Origin of the sequence: Buttiauxella warmboldiae (assembly GCF_003818135.1) — a bacterium.
In the GTDB taxonomy this organism is placed as follows: Bacteria; Pseudomonadota; Gammaproteobacteria; order Enterobacterales; family Enterobacteriaceae; genus Buttiauxella; species Buttiauxella warmboldiae.
In genome coordinates this window covers 19,866-32,799 of the sequence record NZ_RPOH01000053.1, presented here as the reverse complement: position 1 = coordinate 32,799, position 12,934 = coordinate 19,866, and the positions used below count along the sequence as shown (strand labels likewise).

The 12,934-nt window shown below is 57.4% G+C and carries 9 protein-coding genes; 6 read left to right on the top strand and 3 right to left on the bottom strand.

The genetic code is table 11. The features are described 5' to 3' along the window. Nucleotides 1-95: 95 nt before the first annotated feature. Entirely contained in the window at nt 96-941 is an 846-nt protein-coding gene (gene alkA / locus EHN07_RS13065; protein ID WP_124024573.1) for a DNA-3-methyladenine glycosylase 2, read from the bottom strand. Nucleotides 942-1,087: 146 nt separating this feature from the next. Between alkA and yegD the strand changes: the two genes are divergently transcribed. Then, nucleotides 1,088-2,446 carry a molecular chaperone gene (gene yegD / locus EHN07_RS13060; protein ID WP_124024572.1) on the top strand — a complete coding sequence of 453 codons (1,359 nt, stop codon included), beginning with the start codon at nt 1,088-1,090 and terminating at the stop codon, nt 2,444-2,446. A 30-nt stretch (nt 2,447-2,476) separates the two neighbouring features. Here the strand turns inward: yegD and EHN07_RS13055 are convergent, their stop codons facing one another. Continuing rightward, nucleotides 2,477-2,794: a helix-turn-helix domain-containing protein gene (locus EHN07_RS13055; protein ID WP_124024571.1), complete on the bottom strand. Its 318-nt coding sequence runs from the start codon at nt 2,792-2,794 to the stop codon at nt 2,477-2,479. Beyond that, nucleotides 2,784-3,143, bottom strand: a complete 360-nt coding sequence (locus tag EHN07_RS13050) for a type II toxin-antitoxin system RelE/ParE family toxin (RefSeq protein WP_124024570.1) — start codon at nt 3,141-3,143, stop codon at nt 2,784-2,786. The genes EHN07_RS13055 and EHN07_RS13050 overlap by 11 nt, the downstream gene beginning before the upstream one ends. Before the next feature lie 229 nt (nt 3,144-3,372). Between EHN07_RS13050 and EHN07_RS13045 the strand changes: the two genes are divergently transcribed. Genes EHN07_RS13045 through baeR form a run of 5 tightly spaced genes read left to right on the top strand, consistent with a single transcriptional unit; the run spans nt 3,373 to nt 12,917 of the window. After that, nucleotides 3,373-4,602, top strand: coding sequence for an MdtA/MuxA family multidrug efflux RND transporter periplasmic adaptor subunit (locus EHN07_RS13045; protein WP_124024569.1), 1,230 nt, complete (start codon nt 3,373-3,375; stop codon nt 4,600-4,602). Further along, nucleotides 4,602-7,727 carry an MdtB/MuxB family multidrug efflux RND transporter permease subunit gene (locus EHN07_RS13040; RefSeq protein WP_124024568.1) on the top strand — a complete coding sequence of 1,042 codons (3,126 nt, stop codon included), beginning with the start codon at nt 4,602-4,604 and terminating at the stop codon, nt 7,725-7,727. Before EHN07_RS13045 ends, EHN07_RS13040 begins: the two co-directional genes overlap by 1 nt. Then, entirely contained in the window at nt 7,724-10,807 is a 3,084-nt protein-coding gene (gene mdtC, locus EHN07_RS13035) for a multidrug efflux RND transporter permease subunit MdtC (RefSeq protein WP_124024567.1), read from the top strand. Before EHN07_RS13040 ends, mdtC begins: the two co-directional genes overlap by 4 nt. After that, nucleotides 10,804-12,198, top strand: a complete 1,395-nt coding sequence (baeS, locus tag EHN07_RS13030) for an envelope stress sensor histidine kinase BaeS (protein WP_124024566.1) — start codon at nt 10,804-10,806, stop codon at nt 12,196-12,198. Before mdtC ends, baeS begins: the two co-directional genes overlap by 4 nt. Continuing rightward, on the top strand, nt 12,195-12,917 hold the full coding sequence (baeR, locus tag EHN07_RS13025; RefSeq protein ID WP_124024565.1) for an envelope stress response regulator BaeR: 723 nt from the start codon (nt 12,195-12,197) through the stop codon (nt 12,915-12,917). Before baeS ends, baeR begins: the two co-directional genes overlap by 4 nt. Nucleotides 12,918-12,934 lie beyond the last annotated feature (17 nt).

The following is a 12,934-nucleotide window of genomic DNA, read 5'->3' as shown; positions in this document are numbered from 1 at the left end:
GCATTAGGGCATGGCCGTGTCACTCTGTATGAACCTTCTCAGCATCAGGCCAGTGGCTCCGCTTGAGATACTGCTTACCGCCAGCTATTTCGCCATTAACTGACGGGCTCCCAGCCCTCGCTATACCAGATATGCAACAGCGCATAGGAGCGCCAGGGCTTCCAGCGCTCGGCGTAACGGCGAATTTGTGCGGGGGTCATACCGGGAAAACGTTGTTTAATCAGATAGTCATCAGCTAAAAAGACATCGCTTGCCTGCCAGCCGCGCAGGGCAATGTAGTTTGCCGTCCAGCGCCCAATGCCGGGATAAGTCGTGAGCGCTTTCACCCCTTGCTCGATCTCCCGGGGGGCGGCGAGCGGAAACGCCCCGTTAACCATTAATTGCGCCAGATGAATAATCGCCTCACCGCGTTTCAACGGCATCCCGAGCTGCTTTAGCTGTTCTGCATTTAACGCAGCCAGCCGCTCGGGCGTTGGAAACAGTCGCCACTGCGGGAAGTCCAGCAGCGGCTCACCAAAAGCTTGAGCCAGTTTGCCGGCCAGTTTTGCCGCCATCGCCACGCTGACCAACTGCCCTAAAATTGCGCGAATAGCTTGCTCAAAAGTATCCATACAGCCCGGTAAGCGCAGGCCAGGACGCGCCGCCGACAGCTCGCCGAGGCTTGCAACAATGGTGTGCGGCTGGCAGTCAAGATCCAGCAATTGTTTGACGCGTGTTAAAACCTCTGCGGCAACCGGCTCAAGGCCTGCGCTCAGCGTGACCTTGAGCTGGCAGGCCGCTTCATCCGGCATCAGCGTTATCAATCCCTGGCTGTTGCCCAAAGCAAAACTGCGGCAATAGCTTGCCTCATCCACCACCTCAATGCCGCTAACCGCACGGCCTGCCAGAAAAGCAAACATCCACTTCCAGTCGTAAGGCGCTTTGTAATTCAGCTGATACATGACTCCGTCCTGTCGTTTACGTTTAGCCCGACCATAGGCCATAGCATAGCCCCGGGCTGCGAATCATGCCCTGCTTTGATATCAGCTTGCCCGATGCTGCACATTCCGCTAAAGTCGCCCCCCTTCTTCACCGGCATGGGGATTTTATGCAATTTATAGGCTTCGATTATGGTACGGCAAACTGCTCTGTCGCAGTGATGCGTGATGGTGTGCCGCAGGCGCTGGAGATGGAAAAGGGTTCAACCTTGCTTCCTTCAATGCTGTGTGCCCCCACGCGTGAGTCGGTTAGTGAATGGTTGTATCGCCATCATGAAGTGCCGGCAACCGCAGCTGAAACCCAGGCGCTGCTGCGCCGTGCGATATCCTTTAACCGCGAAGAAGATATCGAAGTCTTGCCCAGCAGCGTGCAGTTCGGCCTGGACTCCCTGCGCCAGTACATGGAAGACCCGGAAGAAGTTTACTTCGTGAAATCGCCAAAATCTTTCCTCGGCGCCACCGGGCTGAAACCGCAGCAGGTCGCGCTGTTCGAAGACCTGGTCTGCGCCATGATGCTGCACATCCGCCATCAGGCCCAAAGCCAGGTGGCGGAGCCGATTACTCAGGCCGTGATTGGCCGCCCGATTAACTTCCAGGGTTCCGGCAGTGAGGAGGCCAACCGGCAGGCTCAGGGCATTCTTGAGCGCGCAGCCCACCGTGCAGGCTTTCAGGATGTGGTCTTTCAGTTTGAACCCGTGGCCGCAGGCCTGGATTTTGAAGCCACCCTGAGCGAGGAAAAACAGGTGCTGGTGGTCGATATTGGCGGGGGAACCACTGACTGCTCGGTGTTGCTGATGGGGCCGCAATGGCGCAATCGCCGTGACCGGGAGCAGAGCCTGCTCGGCCACAGCGGTTGCCGCATTGGCGGTAACGACCTCGATATCATGCTGGCGTTCAAGCAGCTCTCCCCGTTATTGGGCATGGGCGGGCAGACCGAAAAAGGTATCGCTCTGCCGGTGCTGCCGTGGTGGAATGCGGTGGCCATCAACGATGTTCCGGCGCAAAACGATTTTTACAGCAGCGCCAATGGCCGCATGCTCAATGAGCTGGTGCGCGATTCGCGCGAGCCGGAAAAAGTCGCATTTCTGCACAAGGTCTGGCGTCAGCGCCTGAGCTATCGCCTGGTTCGCGCTGCCGAAGAGAGTAAAATCGCGCTGTCTGAGAGCAAACAGGTCGCCACCCTGCTGCCGTTTATCAGCAAAGAGCTGGGCTGTGACATTAGCCAGGCGGCGCTGGAAAGTGCTATCAGCCAGCCGCTGCAACGCATTCTGGAACAGGTTACGCTGGCGCTGGAGAACAGTTCGGTGAAACCTGACGTGGTTTATCTCACCGGGGGAAGCGCGCGTTCACCGCTGCTAAAGCAGGCGCTGGCTCAGCAATTACCCGGTATTCCATTAGCCGGCGGCGATGATTTCGGCTCCGTCACCGCAGGCCTTGCGCGCTGGGCTGACGTGGTATTCCGGGATTAAGTTATACGCCGCAGGGAAACCTGCGGCGGCTTAAATATTCAGCTGTTTCACCCCGTCCGGGAACTCTATGTGCAGCGAAATCTTGCCGCCCAACGCTTCGATATATCGCTTTAGCGTCCCTAGTTTGACTTCATTACCGCGCTTTTCAATCGCAGTGACGGCGGGCTGGCTAATACCCATGACTTCGGCCAGTTGCTGCTGCGACCAGCCTTTTTGCTCCCGCATCATATGCAGACAGCATTCGAGAATCAGCTCCTGAGTTCCTTCAGCCACCCTTTTTTTTCTTTCTGGCGAGAGAGTAGCAATGATCTCATCGAGCGTTCTGTAGCCTTTGTTATTACTTTTCATGTTCCTTCTCCTGTGACTTCAACCAGGCCATAAACTCTTTGTCGGCAAGACTCGTCATGGATTCGTAGAAGCGCTTATTTTTCGATTTATCCCCGGCACACAACACAATGGCCCGGCGGGAAAGGTCAAAAGCATACAATGCGCGAATGGGCCTGCCACAATGCTGCACTCTTAGCTCTTTCATATTTTTGAAACGCGATCCCTTTATCGTATCTGCGTAAGGACGTGACAAACCTGGCCCCCAAAATTGCAAGTTTCCCAATGCGTGTAACATGCGATCCTGGATTTCTTCACTTTGTTCATCAAACCACTCATCGAAACGCTGGGTTGTAAAAACCGTCCATGTCATACGTTCACCTCATAAACTATAGTTTATAGTTAAAATATAAACCACAGCTTATTGGCGAAGATTCAAACAGGATAGCATTCAGCCGCATTCTTCCGTGGATGTACGCAAAAAACCGCCATCTCAGACTTATCCATACGGGTCTTCATATTTCCTCCATTTTTCTGCCGCCCGGACTCATTACACTAGTATCATTAGGCCTAATCGTTTCAGGAAGAGAAGACGTACACTTATGAAAGGCATTTTCACCGCTCGTTGGTTATGGATTGCTGTAGCCGTTATGGTCGTTATCGCCGCCCTTTTTTACTGGCGGCATTCGAGTTCGGGTAACGAGGCCGCTGGTATGCAATCCACACAACAGCGTCCTGCAGGCGGACGCCCCGGGATGCGCGGTGCATTAGCGCCCGTACAGGCCGCAACCGCAACCAGTGAATCTGTCCCTCGTTATCTCACCGGTCTTGGAACCATTACCGCCGCGAATACCGTTACCGTGCGTAGCCGGGTTGACGGGCAGCTGCTGGCGATCCACTTCCAGGAAGGCCAACAGGTTAAAGCCGGCGCTCTGCTGGCAGAAATCGACCCAAGCCAGTTTAAAATCGCCCTCGCGCAAGCCCAGGGGCAACTGGCAAAAGATCGGGCCACCCTTGCCAATGCACGCCGCGATTTAGCGCGTTTCCAGCTGTTGGTCAAAACCAACCTTGTTTCACGCCAGCAGCTGGACGCGCAGCAGGCGCTGGTGAATGAATCTCTCGGGACGATTAAAGCCGATGAAGCCGCCGTTGCCAGCGCGCAGCTGCAGCTCGACTGGAGCCGGATTACCGCGCCCATTGATGGGCGAGCGGGTCTGAAACAGGTGGACGTCGGCAACCAGATTTCGAGCGGCGATACCACCGGCATTGTGGTGCTGACGCAAACGCACCCTATCGATCTGATCTTCACCCTGCCGGAAAACGACATCGCTACCGTGGTAAAAGCACAGAAAGCGGGCGTACCGCTAAGCGTTGAGGCCTGGGACCGCAGCAACAAACAGCAGCTGAGCCGCGGCGTATTGCTGAGCCTCGACAACCAGATTGACGTCACTACCGGCACCATCAAACTCAAAGCGCGCTTTAACAATGAGGATGACGCGCTGTTCCCTAACCAGTTTGTGAACGCACGCATGTTGGTCGATACCCAACAAAATGCCGTGGTTGTGCCAGCCGCCGCGGTGCAAATGGGCAACGAAGGCCACTTTGTCTGGGTACTCAATAGCGAAGATAAAGTCAGCAAACATCTGGTGACGACCGGTATCCAGGACAGCCAGAAAGTGGTGATTACCGCAGGCCTTTCCGCAGGTGAGCGGGTAATCACCGACGGAATTGACCGTCTGACCGAAGGCGCGAAAGTGGAGGTTGTTGAAGCGCAATCAGCGGCCAGCGGCGAAGCTAAACCAAAACACCAGCGCAACGGAGCGGCTTCCTGATGCAGGTGCTACCACCGAGCGCCACGGGAGGCCCATCACGCCTGTTTATTCTGCGCCCCGTGGCCACCACGCTATTAATGGTGGCTATCTTGCTTGCCGGGATTATCGGCTATCGTTTCCTGCCCGTTTCCGCGCTGCCGGAGGTGGATTACCCGACCATTCAGGTAATCACGCTCTATCCGGGCGCCAGCCCGGATGTGGTGACATCCGCGATTACTGCACCGCTGGAGCGCCAGTTCGGTCAGATGTCCGGCCTGAAACAGATGTCGTCGCAAAGCGCCGGGGGGGCATCGGTCGTTACGCTGCAATTCCAGCTCGCCCTGCCATTAGATGTGGCAGAGCAGGAGGTGCAGGCCGCGATTAATGCCGCAACCAACTTGCTGCCAGCCGATCTGCCCAACCCGCCGGTTTACAGTAAGGTGAACCCGGCCGACCCGCCGATTATGACGCTCGCCGTCACTTCCACCGCGATGCCAATGACGCAGGTCGCAGACATGGTCGAAACGCGTGTCGCGCAGAAAATTTCCCAGGTTTCCGGGGTCGGCCTGGTTACGCTTTCCGGCGGCCAGCGCCCGGCGGTACGGGTGAAACTCAACGCCCCCGCCATTGCCGCGCTGGGTTTAACCAGCGAAACGGTGCGCACGGCGATTACCAGCGCCAACGTGAACTCCGCAAAAGGCAGCCTGGATGGCCCGGAACGCGCGGTCACGCTTTCCGCCAACGACCAAATGCAGTCTGCCGATGAGTATCGCAACCTGATTATCGCTTATCAGAACGGCGCGCCGATTCGTCTTGGCGATGTGGCGACCGTTGAGCAAGGTGCGGAAAACGCCTGGCTCGGCGCGTGGGCCAACAGGCAGCCCGCGATTGTGATGAACGTACAGCGCCAGCCCGGCGCTAACATCATCGACACCGCCGACAGCATTCGTGCGATGCTGCCCGCCTTAACCAAAAGTTTGCCGAAGTCGGTCGAAGTAACATTACTCAGCGACCGCACTACCAATATCCGCGCCTCGGTCAGCGACACGCAGCATGAGCTGATGCTCGCCATCGCGCTGGTGGTAATGATTATTTACCTGTTCCTGCGCAACGTGCCGGCGACCATTATTCCTGCCGTCGCGGTGCCGCTGTCACTGATTGGTACGTTTGCAGTGATGGTGTTCCTCGACTTTTCGATCAACAACCTGACGCTGATGGCGTTAACCATCGCCACCGGCTTTGTGGTTGATGATGCGATTGTGGTTATCGAGAATATCTCGCGCTATATCGAAAAAGGCGAAAAGCCGCTCGCCGCCTCGCTCAAAGGTGCCGGGGAGATTGGCTTTACCATTATCTCGCTGACCTTCTCGCTGATTGCGGTGCTGATCCCGCTGCTGTTTATGGGGGATATCGTCGGCCGCCTGTTCCGCGAATTTGCCGTCACGCTGGCCATCGCCATTCTGATTTCAGCGGTAGTTTCACTGACGCTGACGCCGATGATGTGCGCGCGCATGTTAAGCCACGAATCGCTACGCAAACAGAACCGTTTCTCGCGCGCCAGCGAGCGCTTTTTCGAGCGCGTGATTGCGGGCTACGGGCGCGTATTAACCCGCGTGTTAAGCCACCCATGGCTGACGCTGGGCGTGGCTTTTGGCACCCTGGCCCTCACCGTTGTGCTGTGGATTTTCATCCCTAAAGGCTTCTTCCCGATTCAGGATAACGGCATTATTCAGGGTACCCTGCAGGCTCCGCAATCCGTCTCGTTTGCCAGCATGGCACAGCGCCAGCAGCAGGTTGCCAGCGTCATTCTGGAAGATCCGGCGGTGGAAAGTCTGACCTCGTTTATTGGCGTTGATGGCACTAATCCGTCGCTTAACAGCGCGCGTTTGCAAATCAACCTTAAACCGCTGAGCGACCGCGATGACCGCATTCCAGCGGTCATTGAGCGGCTGCAAAATGAGGTAGCAAATGTGCCGGGCGTGGAGCTTTATCTACAGCCGGTGCAGGACCTAACCATCGATACCACGGTCAGCCGTACCCAGTATCAGTTCACCCTGCAGGCAACCTCGCTTGATGAACTCAGCCGCTGGGTGCCGCAGTTAACAGAAAAATTGCGTACCTTACCGCAACTGGCAGATGTCAGCAGCGACTGGCAGGATCGGGGGCTGGTGGCCTATGTCAAGGTTGACCGCGCCAGCGCCAGCCGTCTGGGCATCTCGATGTCGGACGTTGATAACGCGCTGTATAACGCCTTTGGCCAGCGCCTGATTTCCACTATATACACCCAGGCTAACCAGTACCGCGTGGTGCTCGAACACGACACCAGCACCACGCCGGGGCTGAGCGGGCTGGATAATATTCGCCTTGCCAGCACCGGGGGCGGCAGCGTGCCGCTAAGCGCGCTGGCTAAAATTGAGCAGCGTTTCGCACCGCTGACCATCAACCATCTCGACCAGTTCCCGTCGAGCACCTTCTCGTTTAACGTGACCCGCGACCATTCACTTGAGGAGGCGGTAAAAGCGATTACGGCGGCGGAAAAAGAGCTGTTGATGCCTGCGGATATCACCACTCAATTCCAGGGCAGCACCCTCGCCTTCCAGGCCGCCCTCGGCAGCACCATCTGGCTTATCCTCGCCTCAGTGGTGGCGATGTATATCGTGCTCGGCGTGCTGTACGAAAGTTTTATTCACCCGATAACCATCCTTTCCACGTTGCCAACCGCAGGCGTGGGGGCCTTGATGGCACTGATGTTAGCGGGAGCCGAGCTGGATGTGATTGCCATTATCGGCATCATTTTGCTGATTGGTATCGTCAAGAAAAACGCCATCATGATGATCGACTTCGCCCTGGCGGCCGAGCGTGAGCAAGGCATGAAACCCTACGAGGCGATTTATCAGGCCTGTTTGCTGCGTTTCCGCCCGATTCTGATGACCACGCTGGCCGCGCTGCTTGGCGCGTTACCGTTAATGCTGTCAACGGGCGTGGGTGCGGAGCTGCGCCGTCCGCTGGGTATCGGCATGGTGGGCGGGCTGCTGGTAAGCCAGGTGCTGACGCTGTTTACCACTCCGGTTATCTATCTGCTGTTTGATAACCTGTCGCACTCGGTGCGTCGTCGTTTTGGCCGTCGTGATGGGGAAGCGCTGTGAGATTTTTCGCGCTGTTTATCTACCGGCCCGTCGCCACCATTTTATTGACCCTCGCCATTACCCTGTGCGGCGCTTTGAGCTTCCGGCTATTGCCCGTGGCACCGCTGCCGCAGGTGGATTTCCCGGTGATTATGGTCAGCGCATCATTACCCGGCGCGTCACCTGAAACCATGGCGTCGTCGGTGGCTACGCCGCTTGAGCGGGCGCTTGGCCGTATAGCCGGGGTGAACGAGATGACCTCATCGAGCTCGCTTGGCAGCACGCGCATCATTCTGGAATTTACTTTTGACCGCGATATTAACGGGGCCGCACGTGACGTGCAGGCCGCGATCAACGCCGCGCAAAGCCTGTTGCCCAGTGGGATGCCGAGCCGCCCGACCTATCGTAAAGCGAACCCGTCCGATGCGCCGATTATCATTCTGACGCTAACCTCCGACACCTTTTCCCAGGGCCAGCTGTATGACTTTGCCTCCACGCAGCTTGCGCAAACTCTCGCGCAGATTGACGGCGTGGGCGATGTGGATGTCGGGGGGAGTTCGCTCCCGGCGGTGCGCGTGGCGCTTAATCCGCAGGCATTGTTTAACCAGGGCGTTTCGCTTGATGCGGTGCGCAAAGCGATTAGCGATGCCAACGTGCGCCGCCCGCAGGGGGCGGTGGAAGATAGCGCCCGCCGCTGGCAGTTGCAGACCAACGACGAGCTGAAAACCGCCGCGGAATACCAGCCGTTAATTATCCATTACCACAATGGCGGCGCGGTACATCTGAGCGATGTCGCCACCGTTACCGACTCGGTGCAGAACGTGCGCAACGCCGGGATGACCAACGCCAAACCCGCTATTTTGCTGATGATCCGCAAATCGCAGGAGGCGAATATCATCGACACGGTGGACAGGATCCGGGCGAAAATGCCTGAACTGCGCGAAACCATACCGGCGGCGATCGATTTGCAGATCGCCCAGGATCGCTCACCCACCATTCGCGCCTCGCTTGCGGAAGTCGAACAATCGCTGATCGTCTCAGTGGCGCTGGTGATTCTGGTGGTGTTCCTGTTCCTGCGCTCCGGGCGCGCAACGCTTATCCCTGCCGTGGCGGTGCCGGTGTCGCTTATCGGCACCTTTATCGCCATGTATCTGTGCGGCTTTAGCCTCAATAACCTGTCGTTGATGGCGCTGACCATCGCCACCGGCTTTGTGGTGGATGACGCCATCGTGGTGCTGGAAAATATCTCGCGCCACCTGGAGGCCGGCGTGAAGCCGCTGCAGGCGGCCCTTCAGGGGGTGCGCGAAGTCGGCTTTACCGTGCTGTCGATGAGCCTGTCGCTGGTCGCCGTTTTCCTGCCGCTGCTGTTGATGGGCGGCCTGCCGGGCCGGTTATTTAAAGAGTTTGCCGTCACGCTCTCCGTGGCTATCGGCATCTCGCTGGTGGTGTCGATTACGCTCACGCCGATGATGTGCGGCTGGTTGCTCAACAACAAACCGCAGCATACGCCAACCCGCAAACGTGGTTTTGGTCGTGTGCTGGTCGCCATGCAACAAGGCTATGGGCGTTCGCTGAAATGGGTGCTAAACCATACAAAACTGGTGGGCGTGGTGCTGCTCGCCACCATCGTGCTGAACATCTGGCTGTATATCGCGATCCCAAAAACGTTCTTCCCGGAGCAGGACACCGGGCGCTTAATGGGGAATATTCAGGCCGACCAGAGCATTTCCTTCCAGGCAATGCGCGGAAAACTGCAGGACTTTATGAAAATAGTCCGTGACGATCCGGCGGTAGAAAACGTCACCGGTTTTACCGGCGGTTCACGGGTAAACAGCGGCATGATGTTTATCTCGCTTAAACCGCTATCTGAACGCAAAGAGACGGCGCAGCAGGTTATCGACCGTCTGCGTAAATCACTGGCGAAAGAGCCGGGTGCGAGTCTGTTTCTAATGGCGGTGCAGGATATTCGCGTCGGTGGACGCCAGGCCAACGCCAGCTATCAATACACTTTGCTGTCGGATAATTTAGCCGATCTGCGCCGTTGGGAGCCGAGGATCCGCCAGGCGCTGGCTAAACTGCCGCAGCTCGCCGATGTGAACTCCGACAGCCAGAATAACGGCGCGGAGATGGCGCTGATTTACGACCGTGAATCAATGGCGCGGCTTGGCATCAGCGTGTCCGATGCCAATGCCCTGCTCAATAACGCCTTCGGCCAGCGCCAGATTTCAACCATTTACCAGCCGCTGAACCAGTACAAAGTGGTGATGGAAGTTGACTCGCGTTATACCCAGGACATCAGCGCGCTCGACCAGATGTTTGTGATCAATAAAGAAGGCAAAGCGATCCCGCTTTCGTGGTTTGCAAAATGGCAGCCGGCGAATGCGCCCCTGTCGGTTAACCATCAGGGACTCTCCGCCGCCTCTACCGTCTCCTTTAACCTGCCAGCCGGGGTGTCATTATCCGAGGCCAGCGCCGCCATTGACCGCACCATAACCGCGCTGGGCGTGCCTTCAACGGTGCGCGGCATGTACGCCGGTACCGCACAGGTGTTCCAGGACACGATGAAATCGCAGGTGATGCTGATTATCGCCGCGATTGCCACGGTCTATATCGTGCTGGGAATTTTGTATGAGAGCTACATTCACCCGCTGACGATCCTCTCCACTCTGCCTTCGGCGGGAGTGGGAGCCCTGTTAGCGCTGGAACTCTTTGGCGCGCCGTTCAGCCTGATTGCGCTTATCGGTATCATGCTGCTGATTGGCATCGTGAAGAAAAACGCCATCATGATGGTGGACTTCGCCATCGATGCCCAGCGCAACGGCAACCTGAAACCGATCGATGCGATTTTCCAGGCCTGCCTGCTGCGTTTTCGCCCGATTATGATGACCACGCTGGCGGCGCTGTTTGGCGCGCTGCCGCTGGTGCTGACCAGCGGTGACGGTGCCGAGCTGCGTCAGCCGCTGGGGATAACCATCGTCGGCGGGCTGGTCGTCAGCCAGTTATTAACGCTGTACACCACCCCGGTGGTTTATCTGTTCTTTGACCGCATGCGCATCAGGTTTACGCGCAAAGCCCGTAAAGATGAGGTATTGAGCGAATGAAACTCTGGCGGCCCGGTATTACCGGCAAACTGTTCCTCGCCATTTTCTCCACCTGCCTGCTGGTGCTGGCGATTATGCACTGGGGCGTGCGGCTCAGTTTTGAACACGGCTTTATTGACTATATCAAGCGCGGCAATGAACAGCGGCTGGAGATGTTAAGTGAGGCGCTGGGTGAGCAGTACGAACAGCACGGCAACTGGCAGTTTCTGCGCAATAACGACCGTTTTATGTTCAAGCTGCTACGTTCATTCGAGCATGGCGATGAAGACAACCATAATTTACCGCCGCACGGCTGGCGCACGCAGTTTTGGGTGGTCGACCAGGATAATAAAGTGCTGGTTGGCCCGCGCGGCCCGGTTCCTCCAGACGGTATGCGCCGCGCCATAACGGCCAATGGCCGCGATGCGGGCTGGGTCATCGCCACCCCCGTTGAGCGCCTGACGCGTAACACGGACATTAATTTTGACCGTCAACAGCGGCGCACCAGCTGGATTATCGTCGCCCTGTCCACGTTACTTGCCGCTGCCGCCACCTTCTTACTGGCGCGAGGTTTATTAGCGCCGGTTAAACGGCTGGTTGAAGGCACGCATAAGCTTGCCGCCGGAGATTTCTCAACGCGCGTGGACTCCACCAGCCAGGATGAACTGGGCAAACTGGCGCAAGACTTTAACCAGCTCGCCAGCACGCTTGAGAAAAATCACAATATGCGCCGGGCCTATATGGCCGATATTTCCCACGAGTTGCGGACTCCGCTGGCGATCCTGCGCGGCGAGCTGGAAGCCATTCAGGATGGCGTGCGCAAATTCACGCCGGAGTCTGTTGCCTCATTGCAGATGGAAGTGGCGACGCTCACTAAGCTGGTTGATGACCTGCACCAGCTGTCGATGTCCGATGAAGGGGCGCTGGCGTATCAGAAGCAATCGCTGGATATGATTAACCTGCTGGAAATTGCCGCCGGCGCCTTCCGTGAACGCTTCAACTCCCGTGGGTTAAGCATCAGCCTGGCGTTGCCGGACAGCGTGATGATTTTTGGCGATAGCGACCGCTTAATGCAGCTGTTTCATAACCTGCTGGAAAACAGCCTGCGCTACACCGATGCCGGCGGCCAGCTGGTTATCTCCGGTGAAGTCATAAACCAGCGCTTTGTGCTGCATTTCGCCGACAGCGCGCCGGGGGTGAGCGATGAGCAGCTCGCGATGCTATTTGAGCGCTTTTACCGTACCGAAGGCTCCCGCAACCGCGCCAGCGGCGGTTCCGGACTGGGGCTTTCTATTTGCCAGAACATTGTTAGCGCCCACGGCGGCAAGCTTTCGGCTACCCATTCGCCTTTCGGCGGGGTTAGCATTACAGTAGAGTTACCGCTGGAGCCAGAATCGTTGAGACCCGTATGACCGAGTTACCGATTGACGAAAATACCCCGCGCATCTTAATTGTTGAAGACGAGCCTAAACTTGGGCAACTGTTGATTGACTATCTGCGGGCGGCGGGTTACGCCCCGGAGCTGATCGCCCATGGCGATAAAGTGCTGCCCTTTGTGCGCCAGACGCCGCCGGATTTGATCCTGCTTGATTTAATGCTCCCCGGCAGCGACGGGCTGACGCTGTGCCGGGAAATCCGTCGTTTCTCGGAAATACCGATTGTGATGGTGACCGCCAAAATCGAGGAGATAGACCGCCTGCTGGGGCTGGAAATTGGCGCCGATGACTACATCTGCAAACCGTATAGCCCGCGTGAAGTGGTGGCGCGCGTGAAAACCATTTTGCGCCGCTGCAAACGCCAGCGTGACCCGGCTGCGGCGGATGAAATCAGCCCGTTGATCGTCGACGAAGGCCGTTTTCAGGCCAGCTGGCGCGACAAACCGCTGGATTTAACCCCGGCTGAATTTCGCCTGCTGAAAACCCTCTCCCACGAGCCGGGCAAGGTGTTTTCCCGCGAGCAGCTGCTGAATCAGCTATATGATGATTACCGCGTCGTCACCGACCGCACCATCGACAGCCATATTAAAAACCTGCGCCGCAAGCTCGAGGCGCTGGATGAGGAACAGTCGTTTATCCGCGCCGTGTACGGCGTGGGCTACCGCTGGGAAACAGACGCCTGCCGCATCGCGTGAGGGTAGTTTCCGGCAGC